Here is a 26,094-nt window from a genome sequence, read left to right as displayed (position 1 = left end):
CTGTTTTCTGTAGTTAAGCGCGGACACAAGCCGAGTTAGCTCGCTTGCTCCACGTCTTCACTACTCTCGCCTTCTTCTATTAACTTCTTCATAGCTTTCGCTTCATACGTAACCCAATCGACATTCGGTTTGCTAATCAATTCATCCAGAATCGCTGTTGACTCGGCTTTCTTATTTAGCTTCCATAATGCGCGACTCTCTTGCAAGCGCATCCCTTCTCGATAAGGGGACTCTTTATAATGCTCACTTTCTTCTTTATAGAAAGCTTTCGCAGTATTGACGACTTCTTCATACTTCTGCTCGCGTAAATAACTTGATGCTAAAAAATACGACGCATCGTCTGTAAAGTAATCACTTTCTTCAGTGCGCACAGCATACTCTAAATAGGCCACTGCCGCAGGGAAATCTTCATTCAGATACTGTTTATAACCTTCGTTATAATACATTCTCGCCTCTTCATTCGATACGAATTCAGGTTTAGTTTCCTCTTCAGGTTCTGTATCAGGCACTTCTACTGGCTCTTCTTTCACCGGTTCAGTCTCTGTTATGGCTGGTTTCTCAACCGGCACAGTAGTCGGCAAATCACTAGCTGTATCGGGCTGTGCCAGTAAGTTGGCAATTAACCATATTACGAAGACTAATAAAACCGTTGCAATGCCCGCGAATAAAGCCGCTGCACCCTTTTTCAGCTTGCGTTTCGGCTTCGGTTTTGGTACTGGACGCGCAATATCCGGACGTGGAGGTTCTGCCGCCACGACACGTTTGATAGTCGGATCGTCGAGAACATGCAAAGGTAATCCAACCGTATAGCGTGATAGTGTACCTGCTTCATAACGTGCCACCAGAATGGTTTTCATACGATATAATTCAATTGGAATCGGCATTTTTCCTGCCATTTCCATGGCGTTATCTACTATATGTAGGATATTTCCGGTATAGCCCAATTCAATTTCAGATACAGCGTAGTTATACTCAGCGATCACCTTTGTATAGGTGTCCCAATTACTAAGAATCACTTCTTCCAGCTTGGCGAAATGAGGCTCCTCGCTATCGAGTTCCTTCAAGTACGCTAATGCTACATGCAGATTGCCGACTTTACTCTCAAGCAAAGCTTTATGCCACAGTATCTGCTTTCGGTTCACACTAAGTTTTTCAAGTTCTCGGATCGTATCAAGCGCCATCGTGTAACGCTTCTGGCGTATCTCTTGTTGCATTTGCTGAATCAACATAGGAATGTTAGTGAATGAACTCATCGAATCACCTCCACCTACTTAATGGGCGGACGCAGTGACTGAGCCATTGATCCATTGTAATGCTTGTCATACACGTTCCCCCTTTTACGTAACTGTTTTCACGAATGCATCTTGAATAACTTGTCCTTCTATTGAAAAGGCTCTGCGGAATACAGCCGCTACTTTAAATCGCTCAATTCCTGGCGCTTCTTCAGCAGGTATAGTGCCGACCGCTTCCATAAAGCTTTCATCGAAATATTCATCAAACACCGGTAACTCTTGTATACCCATGTCCTCAAGCAAATGATGCGCTTGATCGATTACGGTATCCAATTGCGCGATCAAATCGATCGACTCCGGGTCCACCGTCTGACGTACGTCTTCGAATAATGTAAAGATCTCTACTGCCCGTTTCGCCATATGTACACGGTCTTCAAACGCTTCATCCTGCAAACGAGTAATCGCTTCATCAACCGGCAAGACGGCTTGATTGCTCTCAAGCAATTCTTCTAGCGACCGGAAACTCGTTGATGTGAATTGCTGAAACTGCTTCAAATCTTCTTGCGTAACCGGCTTCTCAATAGGATCTACTTCAAAATCTTCAATAGTTATTTTCTCTAGCTGCAATAATTCCTTATCCAATATACGCTGCAACTCTTCCGGCCTGTTATCCGCGGACTCATGTATAGTACTCATCGAATTCCCCTTTTCGAAAAAACATATGTAATTCTCAATCAAGCAAGAAAAGCCCAGTCTACTCTCAGGCTATTATACTGATAAGATAGCACTTTTTGGGGTCTAACACAATACTGGGCCATGAATTGTCGGAGGAATGGGACGTCTTGCATACATGGGGTGACAGGTTTTTACAGGGTTTGGCATGGAAAGACAGAAGAGCCCCCCAGTAGGAGGACTCTTCTGATAAACGTTAATTTACTTATAGTAGGAATAAAACATAATTCTACTTTCCTTACGTAATGAAAGATAATTAGTATTTTGAACGTTTTTTGTCACTGTTAGATAATGATAACCTTCCTGCCAGAACTGATTTGGCTCAATCAGTAGTTGATTATAGTTCAGGGGATTTACTTTGGCAGTAAAACTTTTCACACGCCCTACACCATTTGATTTTCTGGAAATCACAATATCTTGGCTATAATCTTTAAACGGAGATAATGGCTGAGTAAAGGTGACCCCGAAAACTTTATCCATGGGGACGTCTGGATTTGTAAAATCGCTTGTAAATTCATACCCTTTGCCGTTTCTGACAACATGTACAGTCGCAATTTCCGCCACTCCACCTAATCGTGCTCTAGCTGTGACGAATACGGTACCCACACTTTTCGCTGTAACTACACCATTCTGATCGACTTCTGCTATGGAAGGGTCTGATGACGACCATATAATTCTTTGATCCTTTGCGTTATAAGGAAAAACCTTTGCGGAAATTGTAAACTTTGCTTCGATCGTTGTATCTACCACATATACGGGCAGGATTTTCCTAGCGTTTCCAATATAAAGCGTGATGGTCGCACTTCCCGGATAATTCGCTACCACCATCCCATCGTAGTCCACGTAAGCTACTTCCGGATTAGATGATTTCCACTCCACGAGGTTATCCTCTTCGTTCAAAAAGTATTCTCTATCTCCTCTTTTCATAGACACTTCGTCCAATATAATATCAGGAATTTCTACATCACTATATTCCGGGATAAAGATACTCGATATTTCATATTCCTGTTCCACAAATCTTTCGTTATATGATGATTCTTGATGAACCTTCATATAATAGTAACCTTCTTGCAACTCTACTTTCATAGCTAATCCTTTTCTACCGTTAGCCAACTCTTGATAATCAGCTTTTGCAACCCATTTCTTTTTTTCATCATATAAATCTACATTTAAAAATTGATTATCAGAACCATCTTGCGAATAACCTTTTGTCCAATATATTTCAACATCAAGCATCCCTGGCTCATCCCTTACTAATTCATAAAAATCTATGTCCTTAGAAGTTTTGTTTATTCTTCCCCTCATAGTTTCATAGTTCTCATTTAAAAAAGGATTAGCTTGGGAAATTGTATCGTTCGGCTCCATTTCATACGAAGCAAACTCAGCTAACTGTTTTTTTTCTACGGAAATAGCCTTTGCTTCACTCGTTGCATAGCCCAATGACAAATCCAGTGTCACAGCTTCCGTATTCAATTCTACTCGTTCAACTGGAACTATTTTAGGCGGAAGTCTGTCATGCAATGCTCGTAGATTCAGTAAACCTGAACCGAAGTAAGCAGGTGTATTCAAACCACCTAATGGCATCGCAGTATCTTCCAGCAAGTTTTTCATTTGTTGCGGTGTGGTATTTGGTTGCAACGATTTATACATAGCCACCGCTCCCGCCACAATCGGTGAGGAAAACGACGTGCCCTCACCCATAGTAAATCCATGGTTGGGGCTTGTAGTGTAAATTGATGTACCTGGAGCCACCAAAGTTAGACTGTTATTGTAATTAGAAGATTTCACGTGCTGATTCAACTGATCCACGGAACCGACAGAAATCACATTGTCGTAGGAAGCGGGATAAAACAGTGGATTCCCTTCCTCTGCTTTATTTCCCGCCGCAGCCACAACCGTTATTCCAGCCCTGATCGCTTGCTGGATCGCGTTGTTTTCTATATCTGACTTCAAATCTCCACCCAAGCTCAAGTTAATGACATCTACATCATATGCAACAGCATAATTAATGGCCGCCACTATATAGGAAGTCTTTGTTTTATTTCCTTCGCCAAATACTTTTAAAGGTAAAATCTTCACGTCATATGGACCTACAATTCCTGTGACCCCTATGCCATTTCCATATTCAGCAGCAATTACCCCTGCCACTTTCGTACCGTGTCCAGTTACATCAAAAACATCCGTACTACTATCATAGAAGTTATAGCCATCCGTTAGAACTCTTTTTTCCAAATCAATATGTCTAGTATCCATACCTGAATCAATCACTGCGACACTAATCGATTTCCTTTGTTCTGCTACACGCGACCAGATCATTTCCGGACGAACATGTGATATCCACCATTGAGCATTCAATCCAGGATCGACGATGTCTGCTGCCATTTCACGTTCTGCATTCAGCTCGACATATGCGATAGCAGGATCCTCTTGCAACTGGAGATGAAGTGCTTCAACGTCCGCATCTTTTGTCAAACTCCATAACTCCACTTCATCAGAAATCCTCTTGCGCGTTTCCACTTGCATCTCCACTTCTTCACTAAAAGTCATTCGGACATCTTCTGCGTATTCCACCAACAACTCTGTAACCGGTGACTGCGCATTACTATGTATAGGTTCAGTATTAATGAATCCAAGAAACACCAGTACCAACAGTAGACAACGTAAACTACTTTTCTTCACAACATCCCTCTTTCCTAATAAAGTTCATATTTTCAATCCATCAATCGTTGCATGGAATAGATGACTTTAGTCCATTCTACCTCCTAGAAACGAATAGGACTACAGGTAATTCCATATTAATAAAATTAGTCAAAATTCGTATGTTCCTTATCTCCATAGAAAAGTAATGGTTGCATTCTTCATACATACCAAGTACAGTAGGGGTAATTAAACTTTCACTTATTTCGATAATTCGGAAATAAGGATAGAGGCGCAAAAACCATTAGTACACAATCAGAGAATCATGAGGTTCTGTGAAGATTGTTGAAAGGGGAATTTGCCGAAGCTGCGAGACACTCATGATCTCCAAGCTGATTCTGGACTGAACAAGTGCAGGATTGTCATATGGGAAACTGTATGGTGGGCTATCTCGTGCAAAGAAATAATTCATTATTTCAACGCAACAGCGAGCCCTCGTTGTTGCTTTTTGCGTTCACTTACGTATCGCCCCCACCTCTATGTTTTTTAATAAAATGATAGGATGTGGAGAATAATGAATTTTGGATCAGTTATGACAGCGATGGTAACTCCGTTTGATGAAAGAGGAGACATCGATTACCCAGCAACGAAAAATCTAATCAATCACTTACTAGCCAATGGAACAGACGCATTAGTCATTGCAGGCACGACAGGAGAATCGCCTACGCTTACAGCAGAAGAGAAAGTGGAACTATTCAAGTTCACTGTCCAAACCGTAGCAGGCAGAGCACCTGTCATTGCTGGAACCGGAACGAATAGCACGAGAGAATCTATCGATTTGACGATCCAAGCGGAAGAAACCGGTGTCGATGGAATTATGCTGGTCGTCCCTTACTACAACAAGCCTTGTCAGGAAGGACTCTACCAGCACTTCAAGACGATTGCGCAAACTACGACATTACCTGTCATGCTATATAATATCCCGGGTCGTAGTGCAGTCAATATGTTGCCAGAAACCGTTATTCGGTTGGCTAACGATGTGTCGAATATTACGTCCATTAAAGAAGCAAGCGGCGATCTAGAAGCCGTTGCAGCCATAATTGAACATACGGGCGATGAGTTCTTTGTCTATACAGGTGACGATGCTTCTACACTTCCTGTATTAGCCATCGGTGGAACAGGCATTGTGTCGGTTTCAGCGCATATTATAGGAAACGAAATGCAAGAGATGGTACAGAACTTTAAAACGGGTAACACAAAGCAAGCAGCGGAAATCTACCGTGGTTTATTGCCAATCATGAAAGCGATGTTTGCTGCACCTAACCCTTCTCCAACAAAGGCTGCGTTGAATTTACTGGGCATACCAGTCGGCGGAGTTCGTTTACCGATGATCGCTTTGCCTGAAAACGAAGTGGCGGCTTTGAAGGAATTGTTAGCCCTTGAAGACAATGCGACGATTGGATTGTAATAGTAACGAATAGAAAATACGCTGCCTCAAAAAACTACTACTTGTAGATTTTCTGAGGCAGCTTTTTGCATCTACAAGTAAAAGCCTGTTTAAGATACGTATCTCCCTTCAAAACGAACTCAGTACAAACTATGTAATAGATGCGTTATACTGTGTAATAATCGATGAAAATAGATACATCATGGAGGCTTTTATGTTTAACGATTCTTTTATTAATACACTCATACAGTTGGAAAATGATAAAAAGTGGATGTCTGTAGCGAATTGGATGAATGAAAATCCCCCAGTTATCCAACTAGATCAGACGTTGCTAGAAGCAGCTAAAGTACTGAAGGAATTGAAAATCGAGTTTCTCCCTATCGTTGATCCACAATATAAGCCGGTCGGTATCATTACTGCTGAACACATACTCGAAGCATTCGTCAATGGCCGTAATAAGCACACAACACTAGAGCATATAGTACTTATGCAAGTAGCTACAATAGACGAACATACATTATTGAATGAACTCCCTTTCGATCCAGACAATACAAATGTCTATGTTGTAAATAATAAACAAGGCATCCTCATGGGTTTGTTAACTCAAAAAGAAATCGTCAAAGGGCTATCGGCATTGATGGAAAGTTATATAAAAAATGAAAAGGTCTCTGATATTTTAACGGTCATTCTGGAAAAAGCGTATGAAGGAATTGCTGTGGTCGATGAATTGGGTACGATCATCGAATTCAATGAGGCTTATAGTAAATTCACCGGTATCCCTAGATCAGAGGCAATTGGACGACATGTCACAGAAGTAATTGAAAATACAAATCTACATGAAACCGTGCAGAAAGGCATGCCAGAAAGAGGCGTTCTTCAAAATATTCAAGGGCAAGATATGGTCGTTCACCGCATTCCCATTTGGAAAAACGGGAAAGTAGTCGCAGCAATCGGTATGTTGATTTTCGAAGGCGTTTCAGACATTTATCGCATTTATGAGCGGTTACAACTACAGAAAATTATGGCTGATACTGAACTTCCTCCCCTATCTCCTGAAGGCTTTTCCAGTCTCAATCAAATTATAGGGACGAGCGAAGCGATATCCGACTTAAAGAGAAAAGCTCGGACTGCCGCTCGAACACAAGCTGTCGTTTTATTGTCCGGTGAAAAAGGAACGGGTAAAAACGCATTTGCAGAAAGTATCCATCAGTTAAGTCCGATCGCATCCAAACCATTTACAACTATATATTGCAAAGTCCAAGCATCGAAAAATATAGAAGAACAACTTTTCAGCCCACATGGAATCCTCCATTCCGGAAAACCAAGCACGCTTTATTTACAAGATATAGATGCTTTATCTATGAATACACAAATGAAATTATTGGAGTTTCTAAAACAAGCTCCAGAAGATTTCCCTGTTCAACTAATCATTTCGTCTACACAAGACTTACACGAATTAGCCGAAAGAGATGCATTTAGTTCCGAGTTATATGCCAAATTAAATCCACTGCAACTCTCTATTCCTGCGCTTCGTAACAGGAACGAAGACATCCCTTATCTACTGTCACATTATATGCAGGAAATATGTTTCGCACATAAAATACCCGAGAAGTCATTCTCTACTACCGCTGTAACGTATTTAATGAATTATCAATGGGAAGGCAATATTGAGGAATTGATAGATGTGCTAGAAGACTTAGTAAGCATTGTTGACTCCGATAGTATTGATGAGACAGATTTGCCGCAACATATTCTGGATGGACAAAATTTAAGTACGTTAGAAGACTTCAGAGAAAAACAAGAGGCGGAAGAAAAAAAGATTATAGTAAATTTATTGGATCAAACAGAAGGTAATAAATCCAAGACAGCCGAGCTGCTTGGCATACACAGAACTACATTATATAAAAAATTAAGAAAATTTAATATCTTGACCTGAGTGTAGCGCGGATGCTACACTCAGGTTACAAAATAAAAGTGTAGCCTTAACGCTACACTTTTTCTTGTTCTATTGTAAAAGCACAATCTAGTACAGGAAATACAATTTAAGGAGCTGACCTAATGGAAACTTGCAAAACGTTTCAAATGCCCCCTACTATTCTGTATCAACAACATTCTTTCGAACGGATTGGGGAAAAAGCCACACTCCTCGGTAAAAAAGCGCTGATCATTAGCGACCAAATCATGCAAAAACTCGGTTACGTAGAAGAATGCCAACAGAAATTATCTTCTCATTCTGTCGAAAGCGCTATCTTTCTCGGTGTAGCTTCCGAACCGAATGATCAATATGTAGATGAAGCACTTCAATTGTATACAGATGAAAAATGCGACCTCATTATTTCATTGGGTGGCGGTAGTTGTATCGATACGGCGAAAGCGGTTGCAGTAGTCGCGACGAACGATGGGAACATCGAAGACTATGTAGGCATGAAGAAAGTTGCGCAAATTGCGCCTGTTCCTCATATCGCCATTCCAACTACTGCAGGTACGGGTTCAGAAGCAACGGACGTAACGGTCATTACGAATTCAGCAACTAAAGTGAAAATGATGATCAAACAGCCTGCTTTCATGCCGAATGTAGCGATTGTTGATCCATTGCTCACTCTGTCTTCCCCACAAAAAGTAACGGCTGCAACAGGTGTAGACGCACTGAGTCACGCGATTGAAGCCTACATATCCAAAAAAGCACATCCTATGACAGATATAATGGCTTTATCCGCCATTCAATTAATCTCAAAGAACTTATATAGAGCATTCACGGACGGTCAAGACATCGAAGCAAGAGAAGGCATGTCACTCGCTGCCCTTCAAGCAGGAAGCGCATTTTCAAACGCGTCTGTTTGTCTAGTCCACGGCATGTCTCGACCAATCGGTGCACTCTTTAATGTACCGCACGGCTTCTCTAACGCGATGCTCTTACCTGCCGTTCTAGAGTATAGTAAAGATTCATGTATCGATAGACTGGCAGATATCGGTCGTATCTTCTCTTCCGACGCGGCACAATTGTCAGATGAAGAAGCGGCAGAAGTAGCTGTACAATCCGTTAAGGACTTATGTAAAGCACTAGACATTCCGAATCTTGAAACATGGGGTATCCCGCGCGAAGAATTTGTAAACGCTCTCGAAAAAATGTCTAAAGACGCGGTCGATAGTGGAAGTCCCGGTAACAACCCAAAAGTTCCTTCAGAAGACAAAATAGCAGACTTGTATCAAGTGTGCTATGAATACCAATTTTAATTTGACACGTAATTACACTAGGAGGTCATATACATGACAACAGCTATTAAAACAGTACAAAACTATATTAACGGTGAATGGGTATCCGCTACGACGGACCAGACAGAACCTGTATACAATCCTGCTACAGCAGAAGTAGTGGCACATGTTCCTATTTCAACAAAAGAAGATTTAGACACTGCGATACAAGCAGCGAGTGAAGCATTCGTAACGTGGAAGGAAGTACCGGTTCCACGTCGCGCACGTATCCTATTCAAGTACCAGCAACTACTAGTTGAACATTGGGATGAACTTGCTCGAATTATCACAGTTGAAAACGGCAAAAACTTTACCGAAGCGCATGGTGAAGTATTGCGTGGAATCGAATGTGTAGAATTCGCAGCTGGAGCACCTACTTTAATGATGGGAGATAACTTGCCATCTGTCGCAACGGGTCTAGAATCTGGAACGTATCGCTACCCAATCGGAGTGATCGGCGGCATCACACCGTTCAACTTCCCTATGATGGTACCATGCTGGATGTTCCCGATGGCAATCGCAACGGGAAACACGTTCGTACTTAAACCATCCGAGCGTACACCGATGCTAGCAAACCGCCTAGCTGAACTACTTGAAGAAGCCGGCTTGCCAAAAGGTGTATTCAATATCGTACACGGTGCGCATGACGTAGTAAACGGCATCCTTGATCACGAAAAGATCGCAGCGATTTCATTCGTAGGATCACAGCCGGTTGCAGAATATGTCTATAAACGCGGTACAGATAATCTAAAACGTGTTCAAGCACTGGCAGGAGCGAAAAACCACTCGATCGTATTAAAAGACGCAAACTTAGACAATGCGGCTACACAGATCATCAACGCAGCATTCGGATCCGCTGGAGAACGTTGCATGGCTTGTTCAGTCGTTGCAGTAGAAGACGATATCGCAGACGAGTTTGTTGAGCTATTACTTAATCGAGCAAATGAACTGACAATCGGTAACGGTTTGGACGAGGGAATCTTCCTAGGGCCTGTCATTCGTGATGCGCATAAAGAACGTACAGAACAATACATTGCGACTGGAGAAAAAGAAGGCGCTACAATGATTCGCGACGGACGTACAGATGATGCTGCGAAAGATAAAGGATACTTTGTCGGGCCTACAATCTTCGACAACGTAACGAGCGAAATGAAAATTTGGCAAGACGAAATTTTCGCCCCTGTCCTTTCTATTAGCCGTGTTAAAGACTTAGATGAAGCAATCCAACTATCCAATAAATCCAATTTCGGTAACGGAGCTTGTATTTTCACAAGAGACGGTGGAAATGTACGCAACTTCCGTGAAAACATCGATGCAGGCATGCTCGGACTAAATATCGGCGTTCCAGCACCGATGGCATTCTTCCCATTCTCTGGTTGGAAAGATTCATTCTACGGGGATCTTCATGCGAATGGTAAAGACGGATTGAACTTCTATACGCGTCAGAAAGTACTTACAGGTCGTTGGGAATAATCAACAAACTTCCTGATTCGTCTACAATGAAATAAAACTCCAAAAAGACTTCTAACCCAATTTGGATTAGAAGTCTTTTTGCTTTGTATAGTATTAGTTAATTAGTTAACGATCATGCAGAAACCTATTCTGTCCATACTTCAGGAACTACTATTAATTAATCCCCATAATCCCAAGCGCAATCGCAGGAATCAACGATAACATAGGGAATACAATTGCGATGACGCCCATCTCTTTGTAAGACTCCTTATGCGTCATCCCCGTTACAATTAAAATCGTTATAATCGCCCCATTATGTGGCAGGGAATCTAACCCGCCCGAAGCAATGGATGCTATCCGGTGAAAGGCTTCTGGAGACGGGCCAGTAGTTGTCGCAATTTCATAATAATGCGAGCCTAGCGCTTCCAACGTAATACCGAGTCCACCTGAAGCAGAACCTGTAGCCCCTGCAAGAACGTTTACAGCTATCGCTTCAGAAATTAAAGGATTGGCGTTAATGCCTAAAATAGCATCGCTCAACTTTTCAAATCCTGGAACAGATCGCACAATAGTTCCAAAACCAACAGCGGCACTTGTATTGATCATCGCCATAACGGAATCACTCGCCCCGCTATTGATCGCTTTCGTAAAGCCTTTAAATTCCTTGAAAGAAATAATTAATATAAGAACAATACCTGTACCTAACGCGAGAACGATATCCCACTTTAAAAAGTTCAACGTCACGATTACAGCCAATAAAGGAAGTAGAGAAAGAATGACATGTGGATAACTAGTTCTTTCTTCCATATTCGCATCTTCTTTACGCTCTTCAAATCCTTCTCCCGCTTCTCTCAATACGCGCACACGTCTATTCAAGTACAGTATGGAGCAAACGATCATGACAGCTGATGAAACGAGACCGATAATCGGTGCAGCTGCAGCAGTCGTATTAAAATACTGCGTCGGAATCAAATTCTGGATTTGTGGAGTACCCGGCAATGCCGTCATAGCAAACGTCATCATCCCTGCTACGATCGTTCCTGGAAGGAGTCGTCTACTAATATTGGCTTCCCTGAACATGTTCACTGCCAATGGATACACAGCAAATACTACAACAAATACACTAACGCCACCATAAGCCAAGACACTTGCTGCAACAATTACGCCGATAATTGCGCGCTCTTTACCAAATACGCGTGAAATCCCAATAGCTACAGAATGAGCCATGCCGCTAGACTCCATTAACTTTCCGAAAATCGCCCCTAACATAAACACGGGGAACCATTGCTTCGCGAAGTTCACGAAACCGGTCATATATGTATCTGTATACGCATCCAATAAGTTCAATCCACCAAATAACGCGACGATCCCTGCACAAACAGGTGCAATCCAGATGATCGACCAACCTCTATAAGCCAATACCATAAGTAACACTAAGCCTATGAATATCCCTAACATCCTACCCCTCCTCTATTAGGCTATACACTCTACAAGAATTTCGGGCTTATCTTTTCATAACGAATGCATTCTAGAAAGAAAGCAGGATCGGAGTTTATTATTCACTACGATCCTGCTTATGGTTAATTAGCTACTTGGGAAGTCGAAATCTGTTTTGCTTTCATCATTATAAGCAGTATCAAACCATCTCTCAGAAATAGTTTTTGTTTTTGTGAAGAAACGTACAGTATCTGGACCAAACATTTGCCCTTCTCCGAATCTTGAACGTTTCCACCCACCAAAGTTGTGATAACCAACTGGAATTGGAATCGGAACATTGACGCCTACCATTCCTACTTCAATTTGATCTGTGAACATTCGCGCTGCTTTACCACTGTCCGTAAAGATCGTTACACCATTACCATATTCATGCTCATTGATTAGATCAATAGCTTCTTCAAGCGTATCTACTCTAACGACAATTCGAGCTGGTCCGAACACTTCTTCTTTATACACATTCATATCCGTTGTCACATGATCTAGCAATGTCGGCGCTAAGTAATAGCCGTTTTCATTGTCTACTTTAGGGTTACGTCCGTCCGCAGCAACAACAGCTCCCTCTTCCACTGCCAAATCAATAGACTTGATGACACTTGCCTTTGCTTCTGCACTGATCACCGGGCCAAAGTCTGCGTCTTGATCGTCGAACTTTCCGACTTTCAGTTCGTTCACTTTCTCCGTCAACTTCGCAACAAATGCATCAGCCGTCTTCTGACCTACAGGAATTGCAGTGGAAATCGCCATACATCTCTGTGATGCAGCACCATATGCTGCGCCTAGGAATGAATTTACTGCTGTATTGATATCTGCATCCGGCATGATAACCATATTGTTCTTTCCGCCACCAAATGCCTGTACGCGCTTATGATGTTTCGTTCCTTTTTCATAAACCGCTTCCGCCACTCTCGTCGAACCGACAAAGCTCACTGCCATAACGTCTTTGTTCGTCAGTAATGCATCTACGGCTTCTTTATCACCATTGACCACATTCCAAACACCCGCTGGCAATCCTGCTTCAGCCCAGAGTTCCGAGAGAATCAACGCAGAATGAGGAACTTTTTCTGAAGGTTTCAAGATCATCGAGTTACCGACTGCGACAGCCATCGTACTCATCGCTACAGGTACCATTACCGGGAAGTTAAATGGAGATATACAAGTCACAACGCCTAAAGGTTTGTGCATAGAGTAAGAATTGATTTCTCCTCCTACATTCACTGAGTGCTCACCTTTCAACAAGTGTGGAGCTCCAAGCGCAAAGTCTACTGACTCAATTCCACGTGTAATTTCACCCGCTGCATCAGAAAGTGTTTTCCCGTTCTCTTCACCTATCGCTCGTGTTAATCGATCCGTGTTTTCTACAAGTAGCGCTCGGAACTTGTGAAGAACTTCCATTCGCTTGCCGACTGAAATCTTAGACCACTTTTTAAATCCTTCTTTCGCCAATTGCACCGTTTCATTCACTTCTTCTGTCGAAGCCAATGGTACTTCAGCAATTTTCTCTCCGATAGAGGGATTAAAAACATCACCAAATCTTCCACTCTTTCCTTCTACCATTTCACCGTTAATAAAATGAGTCAACGTCTTTACACTTGTTTTTTGCATATCGCTATTCCTCCTAGTTTTTAGTCAAATTTATTATGAATTTTGTTTTTGTCTAGCTAACTTATCCTGGAGCATCAAGTAACAAGAAGACATATCTTCATGTGCATGGCCTTTTTCTACTTCTGCTTCATAGTACTCTATCAACTGTGACGCAATCGGTAACTCGCCCTCAAGGGAGTCGGACACATGCTTTGCAAGCTTCAAATCTTTTAATAATAACGAAGTGGTGAATGCACCTTTATTGTACTCATCTTGCGAAATATACGTTTTGTAATTTCGAGTAAGAATAGTACTTGCGCCTGAACTCACATTGACAATGTCATAGACAATATCCTGATCCACACCCGCAAGCTTTGCTAGTGTCAGTGCTTCTGCAACGGCTTGATTGTGAATACCTGCCATCATATTATTAATGAGCTTGACGATTGTACCGACACCAGAGTCCTCGCCTACATGGAATACGTTCGACCCAATAGCTTGTAGATAAGGCAACACCGATTCAAAGGTTTCTTTTTTACCACCGACCATGATCGATAACGTAGCATTCACCGCTCCACTGACACTACCGCTAACTGGAGCACCTAAATATTCAAGCCCTCGCTTCAATGCTTCTTGCTCAATAGTTCTATTTAACTCAGGCGAGATCGTACTCAAATCTACTAAGACCAATGGCTTAGTCCCGTTAGGTACAATACCGTCCTCGCCTAAATAAACACTTTCAGCAATAGCAGGAGTAGGTAGACTAGTGAAAACCAGATCTACTTCTCCCAATAGTGAAGCAGTTGTCAGCCCTACATGCCCACCCAGTTCTGCAAATCGTTTTTCGGAATCCTTATTAATATCCAATGCATATACTGTGTACCCATTTTTCAATAAATTTTCCGCCATCGGGAAACCCATATTCCCGAGACCGATAAACCCAATCTTCTTTTCGTTCGCCATACATACTCCTCCTTTTAGTCTGCTGAAAATGAAAGCGTTATCATTTAGTGCAAAAAAATATAAAAACGTATTGGACAATATTTAAATCTCTAGTACAGTATGAATAGATCTTTCACATACCGCGGTCACATACTGCAGTCACTTAAGAATACCGATGAATTTCAAAATAGTCAACCAATTTATTGAAATTCTTTAAATATGCTATCATAGTACTAATTAACAAGCATTGTAGAGGAGGAATAGAATTTGACAGAACTAACAGCTAGACAAATAAAAGCATTAGAAACTAAAAAAAGCCTCCTTGAAAAGGGCTTGGAGCTTTTCCATGAGAAAGGTTTTGATAACGTAACGGTTGAAAGTATTGCCAAAGCATGCAATGTTTCAAAAGGGGCATTTTACGTTCACTATAGTTCGAAATACGACATTTTCCTGGAGAAATTTAAAGACATCGATAATTTTTATTTATCTTTTGTCCCTAGCATTCCAGCTGAATTAAGCGCTTCAGAAAAAATCATTCTCTTTTATCAAGGGCAAATGACGTATTTACGGGATGTCTTGGGAAAAGACTTTATTCGAACGATCTACACAAGCGCACTCGCCTTAACGATAGACGACGATCACTATTTAACGAATCAAAATCGACAACTTTATCAAATCATCCACTCCTTTGTCGAAGAAGGAATAGAACGCAATGAATTCCGACAAGACTTTTCAGCTAATTATATATCCATGCTCATCACACGTTGCATGCGCGGGACGATTTATGACTGGATTATTTTTAGAGATCGTCTAGATCCGGTAGTAGAAATTCAAAGTATGACTTCTGCTGTGTTGGATGGATTAAAATCTACTAAATAAAACAAGACCTCAAACCACTATAGGTTTGAGGTCCATTCATCATTCACAAGATCACTTCCACGCAAAACTTTACATAACTAACCGCTTAATCGTCTCAAACAAAACATCTGTACCATCCGCCAAATCGCCAGCATCTGACCATTCTTCCGGACAATGACTGAGTCCATCTTTACTCGGAATAAATAGCATGCCACACGCTGTGAAATCAGATAGAACCATCGCATCATGCCCTGCTCCGCTACTCATGGAACAATACGGGATCGACAACTCATCACTCACTTCTTTCAACAAACCACGAAGTTCAGGATCCAATTCTTTCGGCTCAATAAACAGCTGCTCTTCAGCAGATATAGTGATGCCATCCACTCCATTATGTGCAGATAATAATTCATCCACTTGCTGTCGCGCTTGGCTAATCTGTTCTTCTTTACCCGAGCGAATATCAACTGAAAAGACTACTTTATCCGGAATTACATTAGCGCCGTTTGGAAACACTTGTAGACGACCTGTTGTAATAACTGTTCCATTGCCTGTTTCCTTTGCAATCTGCGGAAACGTTGCTAGTATTTTGGCCGCAGCGACAAGCGCATCCGAACGATAATCCATTGGCGTAGTGCCGGCATGCCCCGCACGTCCCTGCACAGTTACTTCTAGATGATTGAGTCCAACGATCGCTTCTACAACACCGATGCAAATTTTCTTCTCTTCTAAAATCGGGCCTTGTTCAATGTGAAGTTCAAGAAACGCTTTAATGGTTTCAGGTGGTCTCACCTTCTCCTTAGAGTAATCCAGCCCGATCGCGGACATGGCATCCGTAGCGAGAATGCCGTCTTTATCAGCTAATTTATAAAATTCTTCTTCAGATAATAAGCCCGTCATGCCCCTTGAGCCCATCAAACCTCCGCCAAATCGTGATCCTTCTTCTTCAACCATCGCAATGACTTCGAGTGGATATGTAGGCTTCAGTTGCAACTCTTGGAATAGTGCCGCCACTTCTAGTCCAACGACCACTCCCGCCGTTCCGTCATACGCTCCCCCGTTAGGAACCGAATCAAAATGTGATCCGACTATAACGGAAGGCGCATCTGATAACGTTCCTTCTAGCTTTCCGAAGATATTACCAAACCCATCCTCAGACACAACAAGGCCATACTCTGTCATTTTTTCTTTAATATAATTCCGTGCTTGTAAATCTTCTTTACTGTATGTCAATCTCGTCACACCTTGTCCAGGCGTCGCTGTAAATTGTTTGAGCGCATCAATATGTTGCTCGATTCGTTCTTTATTTGCTGTCATACTATTCCCTCCATATTATAAGAATCCAACGAATAGACCGGCTAAGATAACAGAAACAACCGTCACACTGACAAATCCTCCGACAAGCATTGGTGGCAACATATGACTCGTTAATGCTTCTCTTTCTTTCTCATCCTCCGTTAATGAATTAATGACTTCATTGGTGATAATATAGTCTGCTGGAAAGCCATACAACGCGGTTAGTGAAACGGCAAACGCCATTTCCTTACTCACTTTTAGTACTTTTCCAATAAAGAACGAGAAGATATACATTCCGACAACGGCTATTGCGATACACCCAACAAGCGGATACAAAATCTCCATCATCATCTCAGGTGTTGCCTTCTTCAAGCCATCCAATACATACAAGATCAATGCAAGCATCGCAAAGCCAAATCCATTTCCTTTTTCAAGCACTTGTCTTTCCAAGAAACCTACACTTGTTGCAAGAATCCCGAATAATAAGCAAAGAACATATGGACTGATCACGACGATTGGCGCAAGAAGTGTAGAAGTACCGTATGCGAGAAAGGCAACAAAAGCTAAGCGGAAAAACTTAAAATAATTAGTATTATACTTTTCCGGCATATTTCGGAACATTTTCGGTTCAGCATGCGTAATCGGCTCTTCTCCAGGAGAATATTCCTTCATTTCTAGTTCGCCATTACGATATTTACTAAGCAACATCTTTCCTTCTTTTTTCAACACAACTGAAGTTAAAGGATACCCGGCAAAACCTTGCATGACGTAAATAACTACTGCAAAAACTGACAAAGTAGCTAGGCCCGCTTCAGTCGCACCTTCAGACATGATCAAGGCTGAAACAATGCCTCCAACTAACGGTGGTATTGCGACCAATATCGTTTTTATATCAAATAATAATAATCCAATAGTGAAAAGAAATACGATAATACCTACTATTCCTGATAACGAAATCAATATCGTCTTCCATTGCTGTTTCAACTGTTGTACAGAAAGCAATGTCCCCATATTAGTAATTAGCAAGTAAATCAATAATGAAGCCACGACTGGCGGTATACCCGCAGTAGCTACCATTTCCTCGGGGAAAAATGTCCAATATCCTAATAACATTAAAACCGCACAGACAAAAATTGATGGAATCCATGCTTTTGTACGAACTGCAATAAAATCTCCGATGAATAAAATCCCTGCTAAAATAACGAAAGCAAGCATCTGTGGCATATCATCCACTCCTCTCTAGTTGTATAGACGTTATCTAGTTTATCACATAAGTTATTAATTATTTAATTTATTTAAATAATTCTTTTTACTTTTGTTGAAGCAATCAAAGAAGTTAAAGTCTTATATATTTTGTGGACGTTTTTTTGTACTCAGACCAATATCACTACTTATGGTAAGATTATAAAAAGTGAGCATAAACAGTGTTTTACATAATATAGATTAAAAATCTTTTCAAAGTATGCTTATGTTAAAATACTAATCAACTGGAGGTGTTAGCACTTATGATTAAAATAGCATTGTTTGGTTCAGAAGAAACTATAAAATTAGTAAAATCAAACGAGAGCAAAATCGAAGGTATTCAACTACACTCTTACAAATATTCAGACGTACTAGATATAAAAAAATTACTTCCTACCGCAAAGGATTGTGACGTTTATTTATTTTCCGGTATTTTATCTTACAGTCACGCTAAAAACTTAGTAGGCAATTTCGATAAACCTGCTCTCTACATTCAGGACAATGAATTAAATGTTTCTCTAACTTTACTAACTGTAATACATCATAATTTAGCTGCATTGGATAGGATCTCTGTAGATCTTCCAGACAGAAAGAACCTGGATATAATTATTCAGCAGTTACAGATTGATCCTCAGCCGGTGTTTATAAAGGATTTCGCATGGATTAAAACTGAACACACGAAAAGTTTTGAAATAGACTCCCTCCTTCAATATCATATAGACCTTTACCGTTCCCAAAAAACAGATTTTGCAATCACAAGTATTCACTCTGTTTATGATCAACTTAACGAGCTTGGAATACCTTGCATTCGAATGGTTGACGCTGAAAAAACTATTATAGATTCTCTGCAATCTGCAAAACAAGCCAGTATCTTAAATAAAACACAGCTGTCTCAAGTCGCTGTTAGTATAATTAATCTGAAATCCAAGAAAGCAAAATGTTTAATATCAGATGAAGTTACACATTTGATATTGCTGGAACTACGGAATCTTGCTAAAAAAGTAAACGGAGAAATACAGAAAATCACCCCTGAAAAATTTGAATACTTCGGCACTAAAGGAAGTATTCAATTCGTTATAGATAGACCTTTTTTACTAGAATCACTTATAATACTTGCAAATCAACATGCCGTTATTATCCATGTGGGATCGGGATTTGGAATGACAATGGTTGAAGCAAAAAAGAACGCCAACATTGCATTATCTTATACTGATAAAGAATTAGATCGAAATTCATTCATTATTGTGACAGAGGAAAAAGTGGTGATGAATCCAATTGCAAGATTAAAAAGACAAACTCTCTCATCCTTAGATGAACGGATTGTCAATATGTCAAAAATAGCGAAAGTTAGTGTAACTAATCTGGTCAAGATGCAGCAGTTATTAGAATCTAGACCGGTTAATCGAATCACTTCTGAAGACGTGGCAGACTACTTTGAAATTACCAGACGTAGCGCCGAGAGGATGTTAAAAAAATACATGGATGTTGGTTGGTTACAAGTAATAGGTGAAGAACAACCCTATCAGAATGGTCGTCCCCGTTCCGTATATCGATTAGATTTACCAGAATAAATACAATTAATTATTAATAGATTTCCAATAGTCTAAAATTTCATTGACTTTGTCTAAAGCGTCCTTTAATATATCATTTAAGTTAGCGTCTATATAGCGACGCTTAATAATGTCAAGGGGGCAACTTATGGAAAAGATGAAAAATAGAAAAAGAAAGTTTAATGTTCCTCATGTCTTCGTCATTCTCTTTATTGTTATTATTTTAGCTTCAATCGCTACTTATATTGTGCCTGCTGGAATGTACGACGAAATTATTGACGAAAATAATCGAACAGTAGTTGTAGATGGTACATATCATCAAGTTGAATCAACACCAACTAGTTTCTTTGGAGTCTTCCAGTCTATTCATAAAGGTATGCAGAACACCGCTGGCATCATCTTTTATATATTCATTGTTGGCGGTTCATTTGGTATCCTACATGCAACCGGTGCTATCTCAGCTGCAGTCGGTACTATATCTAAGAAAATGTCAGGGCGCGAATATTGGTTGATTCCTATTCTGATGATTTTCTTTGCTTTATCAGGAGCGATGCTCGGACTAGCTGAAGAAACTATTCCTTACATCACAATCCTCGTTCCTCTCATGGCGCTTATAGGTTATGACTCTATGGTCGGTGCGGCTGTAGTACTACTCGGTACATCTGCTGGATTCACTGCAGCATTTATGAATCCTTTTACTGTTGGAGTGGCACAAGGCATTGCAGATTTGCCGATATTCTCAGGAATGGGACTTCGTATTCTTTTTTGGGCAATATTCCTTGGGATCAGCATCTGGTACGTAATGCGTTATGCAATTAAAATAAAAAAAGATCCAACAAAAAGTGCCTTATATGGCGAAGATCATGACTTCGATAAAACAGCAGTTATAGAAGAAATGAATACTCGCCATAAAATAATCTTCATCATACTTTTGGCTTCTTTAATTGGATTAGCTATTGGCGTTATCAAATATGGTTGGTACCTGACAGAGATCTCTGGCCTATTCTTACTAATGGGCATCTCAATGGGGCTCGTCGGAAAAATGTCTTTCGATAAGATTGCAGAATCGTTTATTGATGGTTGTAAGGTTCTCGTTATGGGGGCTCTTGTCGTAGGGGTAGCAAATGCTATTTTAGTTATATTGCAAGAGGGTGGCATTATGGATACTGTTCTATATGCGTTCTCTTCTGCAATTGGGGAACTTCCTGCTGTATTTGCGGCCGTCGGAATGTATGCGGTTCAATGCGTGTTAAATTTCATAATTCCTTCAGGTAGTGGTCAGGCAGCATTGACAATGCCAATTATGGCACCGCTTTCAGACTTAGTCGGTGTAACAAGACAGACTGCCGTACTTGCGTTTCAATTTGGGGATGGAATTTCAAATATCTTTAGTCCTACATCTGGATATTTCATGGCAGGTCTAGCATTGGCAAGAATTCCATGGTCTAAATGGGTCAAATGGATTTTCCCACTCATTCTAATACACTATACGCTTGGAGCAATTTTTGTCACTATTGCTCATTTAATAAATTATTCCTAATATCAATGGAGGTGCAGAGTGATGAGTCATATAAACGATTGGGTTATTAAACAGAGACGCTATCTTCATCAGCACCCTGAACTTTCGCATCAAGAATATAAAACTAAAGCTTATATAGAAAAGCAACTTAATGAATTAGGAATCCCCACACATTCTCTAACTGGAAAAGACGTTATAGGTACTATTAAAGGTGAAAAACGTGGGAAAACAGTAGCAATTCGTTCCGATATGGACGCACTTCCTATTCAAGAAGAAACAGGTTTATCATTTGCGTCTTCGAATGCTAATGTAATGCATGCGTGTGGGCATGACGGTCATATGGCAATTCTTCTTGGAGTTGCTCGTAACTTAATCAAAATGACAAATGAAATAGCAGGAACTATTCTTTTAGTATTTCAGCATGCCGAAGAAGAATTACCTGGTGGAGCTAATGAATTGGTCACACACAATCTCTTAGATGGAGTGGAAGCAATGTTTGGTTATCACTTATGGCAACCCATACCTTCAGGAATTATTGGTGTACGTGAAGGTGCAACAATGGCTGGTGCTGACAAATTTAATATTACCATCAAAGGAAAAGGTGGTCATGGCTCAATGCCACAAGATACGATTGACCCCACACTTATCATCTCATCAGTTATTATGCAATTACAGTCTATTGTAAGTAGAAGTCTCGCAACAAATGACGAAGCTGTAGTAAGTATAGGAGAACTTCACTCAGGATCAAATTACAATATCATTCCCGACACAGCATTTGCTTCGGGTACAGTACGATATTTTAATCTAAATACTTCACAAGAGATTGAAAAACGAATGAATGCTATTATAGACGGTATTTGTAGCGCATATGGAGCTACCTATAAATTGGATTATCAGCATGGAGATCCACCACTATTTAACAATCCGAAACTGACATCATTCATAGAAAAGCATGCACAAGATAACGTTGGAATAAATCAAGTGAAACGAATAGACGGTATTATGGGTAGTGAAGACTTCGCTCACTATTCACATAAAATACCCTCTTCTTATATATTTCTTGGGATTGGTAAAGAAGATGCGCCATATGGTCATCATCATCCGAAATTTGATATTAATGAGGATATGCTGGCTGTAGGAGTTAAACTTTTTACAGAAAGCCTATTAGATTATATGAAGGAGGGGCATAAATGAAAATCACATCAGTGGAAGTATTTGCAATCCGTCTTCCTTTGAAAATACCTTTTATCATCAGTTATCACACCTACTATGACATGCCTTCAATTATTGTGAAAGTGCATACTGACAATGGTTTAATTGGTTATGGCGAGGGTACTCCTGACGAACATGTCACAGGTGAAACTTGGGAAAGCGTCTTTGAAGTACTCACAAAAACAATCGCACCAGCCGTTTTACACAGAAATCCATTTGACATCGAGAAAATTCATGATGTAATGAATAAAACGATCATCAACTCAACTACAGCAAAAGCTGCTATCGACATTGCTTGTTATGACATCATGGGTAAAGCAACTCAACAGCCAGTGTATAATTTGCTCGGTGGACGATATCATAATCATTTAGAAGTTCCGAAGGTAATCAGCATCCTTTCTCCTGAAATAATGGCTTCTCAAGCGACAGCTGCTATCGAAGAAGGATATTCTATGCTGAAACTAAAAGTAGGAACAGATAAAAAACTGGATATTAAAAGAATACAAGCAGTAAGAGATGCAGTGGGTCCTGATGTTGCTATTAAAGTCGATGCTAATCAAGGATGGGAAACAAGTGCCGATTCTTTATATGTTCTTGATCAAATCAAAGATTGTAGAATTGATTGGATCGAACAGCCCGTTGTAGCTTCTGATATCGAAGGGTTACTAGAAATTAAACAAAAAACAAATATCCCAGTAATGATTGATGAAGGTCTTCATGGAACAAAAGAAATGTATGAAATCACATTGAAACGGGCAGTAGATATGATGAACATTAAGTTGATGAAGTGTGGAGGTCTCTTTCCAGCCGTACAACTCGTTCATCAAGCTGAACTATCCGGCTACACTTGTCAGGTAGGATCTATGGTCGAATCCGCCATTGCCTCTGCAGCTGGGCTTCATATCTCACTCGCAAAAAAACGAATCAAGAGTAATGAACTAGTAGGTCCCCTCATGTTCAGTGAAGATTTGGCAAAGCTAGACTTTCAGATTCCATTTGTATATTTACACGACGTTCCGGGTTTAGGAATTGATATTGATGAGGAAGTTCTGAAAAAACTTACTTATAACTATTTAAAAATTGATTGATGTGTTGTTTAAAATAGACTTTTTCGCAATTTTTATGTTTCGATATTATCATTTTTTAATGTATCATACCTCGTACCAATAATCATGTTTTTTCATGCGCTCCCATTGTGAAAGCCATAATTATCAGGCTTAAACGCAATAAATCCTCCAATGCTATTAACTTAGTTGGAGGATTTATTAATATTGCTTTTGATATTTACGAAAGACTTACTTATATAAATATTATTCATCGCATAGTAATGCGCTCTTCACTTCATCATAAACACTTCACTAACCAAAGTGCTCAACACTATTGTGTTGAGCTAGTTTTATATTGCTAAACGTAATATAATACAACTCACTTTTTTCTCTCCCATAGTTAACAATCTAGTCCTCTACAATAGTAGAAAGAAGTAAAACTACTATATTAATAAAAAACTACACATCTACATCCAATTACTTACATAACTTCAAAATCTGCCATGTACAAATACCCTTTTACATCAACAACCGAGTGTATTGCATTACATCGCCTCATGAGCTGCTACATACAGTACAGCATGGAGGTGAAGTTTATGTCGAAATGTGTAAACGTAAGTAATGAATGGCTATTTTTCTTTGGGATTTTAGCCGCATATGCAGTATTGGGATTGTTTTTAATCGTCCCTACTTTGTTAGCATGTCTCACAGGACACTTGTTACTAACAGTCGTTGTGGGAATTTTAATCATCGTCATCGTATTATTTGCCTTGGCGATTATTTTAAAAGGACTTTCAAGACTGCTTTATTCTTGTAAGCGCTAATGAAAACAGCCGCCATTATAAAAATGGCGGCTGTCTATACATATATCGAATCTATTACTCGATATTACACCGGTCCCCATCCAATCATGACCGCAAACGTCAACATAATCACAGCGATCACTGTCCAGATCAACAACAATGGCAACATCCACTTCGCCCATTTCACCCACGCCACACCCGCAACAGCCAAACTTGCCATTAGGGGGCCTGATGTAGGAAAAATACTATTCGTGAATCCGTCTCCAAACTGATAAGCTTGAACTGCGACTTGTCGAGTTACACCAATCATGTCCGCTAAAGGTGATAGAATCGGCATTGCAATAATCGCTTGTCCGCTTCCTGAAGGTATGAAGAAATTCATCACACCATTGGCAACAAACATTCCAAGTGCGCCAAATACAGGAGATAAGCTTGCCAATGGCACAGAAAGAGCTTGAACAAACGTATCCAAAATCTGAGCATTTTCCATTACGATCAAAATCGCTCTGGCAACCCCAATAATTAAAGCACCATACACAATATTTTTACACCCATCAAGAAACGTTATCGTAATTTCATTGTAATTCATTTTAGCAATGATACCGGAGCCTATACCGATAATAATGAAGAATGCAGCCATGTGATCAATAGACCACTGGAATTTAATCGTTGCGAAAACAAAGAATGCTAAACATAAGCCAACAAAAGATAAGATTACTTTATGTCTTCCTGTAAAAGGAGCTATCAAATCTTCTGCAGAGGCGTTCGGATCACTATCGTCCAATACACCGATTAAACTCTTCGACGGATCATCTATAATCTTTTTTGCATAACGCCACGTATATAAAATAGTCACACCAACAATTACGACAAACGCTACAACGCGCAGCAGCATACCTGAAAACAGTGGAACATCCGCAACAGTTTGTGCAATTCCTACTGTATAGGGGTTTAGGAACCCAACGTTAAATCCAGCAAATGTAGCACCAAATGTAATCGCCACCGCTACAATCGCATCGAGTTTTAGTGCTCTTGCAATAATTACACCAATCGCAACGAATGGAATGATAGAGTTAGCAACAGCACCAACTGCTCCACCTAGCGCGAATAAAATCGAAACGAGCGCAATCAATAAAAACTCTTTACCTTTCGTTTTATCGACCGCTCTCAAAATTCCACCTTTAATCGCTCCCGAGCGCTCTACTACTTCAAATGCTCCCCCTGCGAATAATACTAGAAAGATTAAGCCGCCAGATTGAACCATTCCTTCTTGCAACGCCAAAAAGATATCCATAAATCCAGTAGGATCCTTGTCAGCCTGTGCGTACGTATTAGGAATGACCCTTTCCACTCCCTCTATCGTTTCTCTTTCAAATGAACCCGCCGGTACTATGTATGTCGCGGCCACTGCCACTAGTAACACTAAAAATAAAATTACATATGTATCTGGCATTTCCAGCTTCCACTTTTTCCTCTCGTTCGGATGTGGGTTATGTTCTTTCTCTCTCGATGTCACCATATACAGTTGATCTTCCTTTCTTATACTGAAATTGTATTGGTCCAGTATATCTGATATTGCATACCAATAGTGCACTATGTTCTAAATTTTCTATTTAAATAATAAAAATAGTATAATAGCAATATGAATATTCCGTAAAATTTAAATAAAGAGGCTGGGACATAATTAGCCAGAAGTGAGCCAAAAAAGGGTTCGATCATCGGTTTTTGATGATCGAACCCTTTTTGTATAGAAATCCTTGTATGATTTCTATACGTTTACCTCCCTGGCAGTGTAC

Annotated in this window: 19 protein-coding genes and 1 riboswitch; of the genes, 10 read left to right on the top strand and 9 right to left on the bottom strand. The window is 40.3% G+C overall.

Annotated elements, in window-relative coordinates; translation table 11 throughout:
- Positions 1 to 35: 35 nt before the first annotated feature.
- From CSV69_RS07935 to CSV69_RS07925, 3 genes are all read right to left on the bottom strand, one after another.
- Positions 36 to 1,253: a tetratricopeptide repeat protein gene (locus CSV69_RS07935; RefSeq protein WP_099693121.1), complete on the bottom strand. Its 1,218-nt coding sequence runs from the start codon at positions 1,251 to 1,253 to the stop codon at positions 36 to 38.
- A gap of 84 nt (positions 1,254 to 1,337) precedes the next feature.
- Entirely contained in the window at positions 1,338 to 1,928 is a 591-nt protein-coding gene (grpE, locus tag CSV69_RS07930) for a nucleotide exchange factor GrpE (protein ID WP_099693120.1), read from the bottom strand.
- Between the two features lie 237 nt (positions 1,929 to 2,165).
- Positions 2,166 to 4,643, bottom strand: a complete 2,478-nt coding sequence (locus CSV69_RS07925) for a S8 family serine peptidase (protein WP_099693119.1) — start codon at positions 4,641 to 4,643, stop codon at positions 2,166 to 2,168.
- Positions 4,644 to 4,880: 237 nt separating this feature from the next.
- Positions 4,881 to 5,058: riboswitch (Lysine riboswitch) on the top strand.
- A gap of 117 nt (positions 5,059 to 5,175) precedes the next feature.
- Here CSV69_RS07925 and dapA point away from each other — a divergent pair.
- From dapA to CSV69_RS07905, 4 genes are all read left to right on the top strand, one after another.
- Positions 5,176 to 6,069, top strand: coding sequence for a 4-hydroxy-tetrahydrodipicolinate synthase (dapA, locus tag CSV69_RS07920; protein WP_099693118.1), 894 nt, complete (start codon positions 5,176 to 5,178; stop codon positions 6,067 to 6,069).
- A 193-nt stretch (positions 6,070 to 6,262) separates the two neighbouring features.
- On the top strand, positions 6,263 to 7,984 hold the full coding sequence (locus CSV69_RS07915; protein ID WP_158232631.1) for a sigma 54-interacting transcriptional regulator: 1,722 nt from the start codon (positions 6,263 to 6,265) through the stop codon (positions 7,982 to 7,984).
- 122 nt (positions 7,985 to 8,106) lie between these two features.
- On the top strand, positions 8,107 to 9,282 hold the full coding sequence (locus CSV69_RS07910) for an iron-containing alcohol dehydrogenase (protein ID WP_099693116.1): 1,176 nt from the start codon (positions 8,107 to 8,109) through the stop codon (positions 9,280 to 9,282).
- A gap of 33 nt (positions 9,283 to 9,315) precedes the next feature.
- A complete protein-coding gene (locus CSV69_RS07905; RefSeq protein WP_099693115.1) occupies positions 9,316 to 10,773 on the top strand; it encodes a CoA-acylating methylmalonate-semialdehyde dehydrogenase in 1,458 nt (485 codons plus the stop codon).
- Between the two features lie 153 nt (positions 10,774 to 10,926).
- Here CSV69_RS07905 and CSV69_RS07900 read toward each other — a convergent pair whose 3' ends face one another.
- The 3 genes from CSV69_RS07900 to CSV69_RS07890 all read right to left on the bottom strand — a co-directional run bounded on the left by CSV69_RS07900 (position 10,927) and on the right by CSV69_RS07890 (position 14,793).
- Positions 10,927 to 12,210, bottom strand: a complete 1,284-nt coding sequence (locus tag CSV69_RS07900) for a GntP family permease (protein WP_085428240.1) — start codon at positions 12,208 to 12,210, stop codon at positions 10,927 to 10,929.
- 126 nt (positions 12,211 to 12,336) lie between these two features.
- Complete coding sequence (locus CSV69_RS07895) at positions 12,337 to 13,851, bottom strand: CoA-acylating methylmalonate-semialdehyde dehydrogenase (RefSeq protein ID WP_099693114.1); 1,515 nt, start codon at positions 13,849 to 13,851, stop codon at positions 12,337 to 12,339.
- A 33-nt stretch (positions 13,852 to 13,884) separates the two neighbouring features.
- The gene (locus CSV69_RS07890; protein WP_099693113.1) at positions 13,885 to 14,793 is read right to left on the bottom strand and encodes an NAD(P)-dependent oxidoreductase; all 909 of its coding nucleotides are present in this window, start codon (positions 14,791 to 14,793) and stop codon (positions 13,885 to 13,887) included.
- 246 nt (positions 14,794 to 15,039) lie between these two features.
- Here CSV69_RS07890 and CSV69_RS07885 point away from each other — a divergent pair, with 246 nt between their 5' ends.
- On the top strand, positions 15,040 to 15,651 hold the full coding sequence (locus tag CSV69_RS07885; RefSeq protein ID WP_099693112.1) for a TetR/AcrR family transcriptional regulator: 612 nt from the start codon (positions 15,040 to 15,042) through the stop codon (positions 15,649 to 15,651).
- A 69-nt stretch (positions 15,652 to 15,720) separates the two neighbouring features.
- Here CSV69_RS07885 and CSV69_RS07880 read toward each other — a convergent pair whose 3' ends face one another.
- The gene (locus tag CSV69_RS07880) at positions 15,721 to 16,947 is read right to left on the bottom strand and encodes a Zn-dependent hydrolase (protein ID WP_099693111.1); all 1,227 of its coding nucleotides are present in this window, start codon (positions 16,945 to 16,947) and stop codon (positions 15,721 to 15,723) included.
- A gap of 15 nt (positions 16,948 to 16,962) precedes the next feature.
- Positions 16,963 to 18,150 carry a hypothetical protein gene (locus tag CSV69_RS07875; RefSeq protein ID WP_099693110.1) on the bottom strand — a complete coding sequence of 396 codons (1,188 nt, stop codon included), beginning with the start codon at positions 18,148 to 18,150 and terminating at the stop codon, positions 16,963 to 16,965.
- Positions 18,151 to 18,431: 281 nt separating this feature from the next.
- Here CSV69_RS07875 and CSV69_RS07870 point away from each other — a divergent pair, with 281 nt between their 5' ends.
- The 5 genes from CSV69_RS07870 (at position 18,432) to CSV69_RS07850 (ending at position 24,319) form a co-directional block, all read left to right on the top strand.
- Positions 18,432 to 19,739 (top strand): hypothetical protein, encoded by a 1,308-nt coding sequence (locus CSV69_RS07870; RefSeq protein WP_099693109.1) that lies wholly within the window; start codon positions 18,432 to 18,434, stop codon positions 19,737 to 19,739.
- Between the two features lie 127 nt (positions 19,740 to 19,866).
- On the top strand, positions 19,867 to 21,258 hold the full coding sequence (locus tag CSV69_RS07865) for a YfcC family protein (RefSeq protein ID WP_233192348.1): 1,392 nt from the start codon (positions 19,867 to 19,869) through the stop codon (positions 21,256 to 21,258).
- A gap of 21 nt (positions 21,259 to 21,279) precedes the next feature.
- Entirely contained in the window at positions 21,280 to 22,431 is a 1,152-nt protein-coding gene (locus CSV69_RS07860) for a M20 metallopeptidase family protein (RefSeq protein ID WP_099693107.1), read from the top strand.
- On the top strand, positions 22,428 to 23,537 hold the full coding sequence (locus tag CSV69_RS07855) for a mandelate racemase/muconate lactonizing enzyme family protein (RefSeq protein ID WP_099693106.1): 1,110 nt from the start codon (positions 22,428 to 22,430) through the stop codon (positions 23,535 to 23,537). The genes CSV69_RS07860 and CSV69_RS07855 overlap by 4 nt, the downstream gene beginning before the upstream one ends.
- Positions 23,538 to 24,091: 554 nt before the next feature.
- A complete protein-coding gene (locus tag CSV69_RS07850; protein WP_085428234.1) occupies positions 24,092 to 24,319 on the top strand; it encodes a hypothetical protein in 228 nt (75 codons plus the stop codon).
- Between the two features lie 64 nt (positions 24,320 to 24,383).
- Here CSV69_RS07850 and CSV69_RS07845 read toward each other — a convergent pair whose 3' ends face one another.
- A complete protein-coding gene (locus tag CSV69_RS07845; protein ID WP_233192347.1) occupies positions 24,384 to 25,817 on the bottom strand; it encodes a YfcC family protein in 1,434 nt (477 codons plus the stop codon).
- Positions 25,818 to 26,094 lie beyond the last annotated feature (277 nt).

Origin of the sequence: Sporosarcina sp. P26b (genome assembly GCF_002743245.1) — a bacterium.
Classification (GTDB): Bacteria; Bacillota; Bacilli; order Bacillales_A; family Planococcaceae; genus Sporosarcina; species Sporosarcina ureae_C.
This window is presented reverse-complemented; position numbering and strand designations above follow the sequence as displayed.

Excerpts from the sequence above, each read along its gene's own strand:
- CSV69_RS07935 (WP_099693121.1), bottom strand. The coding sequence starts at position 1,253 with ATGAGTTCATTCACTAACATTCCTATGTTGATTCAGCAAATGCAACAA.
- grpE (WP_099693120.1), bottom strand. The coding sequence starts at position 1,928 with ATGAGTACTATACATGAGTCCGCGGATAACAGGCCGGAAGAGTTGCAG.
- dapA (WP_099693118.1), top strand. The coding sequence starts at position 5,176 with ATGAATTTTGGATCAGTTATGACAGCGATGGTAACTCCGTTTGATGAA.
- CSV69_RS07915 (WP_158232631.1), top strand. The coding sequence starts at position 6,263 with ATGTTTAACGATTCTTTTATTAATACACTCATACAGTTGGAAAATGAT.
- CSV69_RS07910 (WP_099693116.1), top strand. The coding sequence starts at position 8,107 with ATGGAAACTTGCAAAACGTTTCAAATGCCCCCTACTATTCTGTATCAA.
- CSV69_RS07905 (WP_099693115.1), top strand. The coding sequence starts at position 9,316 with ATGACAACAGCTATTAAAACAGTACAAAACTATATTAACGGTGAATGG.
- CSV69_RS07900 (WP_085428240.1), bottom strand. The coding sequence starts at position 12,210 with ATGTTAGGGATATTCATAGGCTTAGTGTTACTTATGGTATTGGCTTAT.
- CSV69_RS07895 (WP_099693114.1), bottom strand. The coding sequence starts at position 13,851 with ATGCAAAAAACAAGTGTAAAGACGTTGACTCATTTTATTAACGGTGAA.
- CSV69_RS07890 (WP_099693113.1), bottom strand. The coding sequence starts at position 14,793 with ATGGCGAACGAAAAGAAGATTGGGTTTATCGGTCTCGGGAATATGGGT.
- CSV69_RS07880 (WP_099693111.1), bottom strand. The coding sequence starts at position 16,947 with ATGACAGCAAATAAAGAACGAATCGAGCAACATATTGATGCGCTCAAA.
- CSV69_RS07875 (WP_099693110.1), bottom strand. The coding sequence starts at position 18,150 with ATGCCACAGATGCTTGCTTTCGTTATTTTAGCAGGGATTTTATTCATC.
- CSV69_RS07870 (WP_099693109.1), top strand. The coding sequence starts at position 18,432 with ATGATTAAAATAGCATTGTTTGGTTCAGAAGAAACTATAAAATTAGTA.
- CSV69_RS07865 (WP_233192348.1), top strand. The coding sequence starts at position 19,867 with ATGGAAAAGATGAAAAATAGAAAAAGAAAGTTTAATGTTCCTCATGTC.
- CSV69_RS07860 (WP_099693107.1), top strand. The coding sequence starts at position 21,280 with ATGAGTCATATAAACGATTGGGTTATTAAACAGAGACGCTATCTTCAT.
- CSV69_RS07855 (WP_099693106.1), top strand. The coding sequence starts at position 22,428 with ATGAAAATCACATCAGTGGAAGTATTTGCAATCCGTCTTCCTTTGAAA.
- CSV69_RS07850 (WP_085428234.1), top strand. The coding sequence starts at position 24,092 with ATGTCGAAATGTGTAAACGTAAGTAATGAATGGCTATTTTTCTTTGGG.
- CSV69_RS07845 (WP_233192347.1), bottom strand. The coding sequence starts at position 25,817 with ATGGTGACATCGAGAGAGAAAGAACATAACCCACATCCGAACGAGAGG.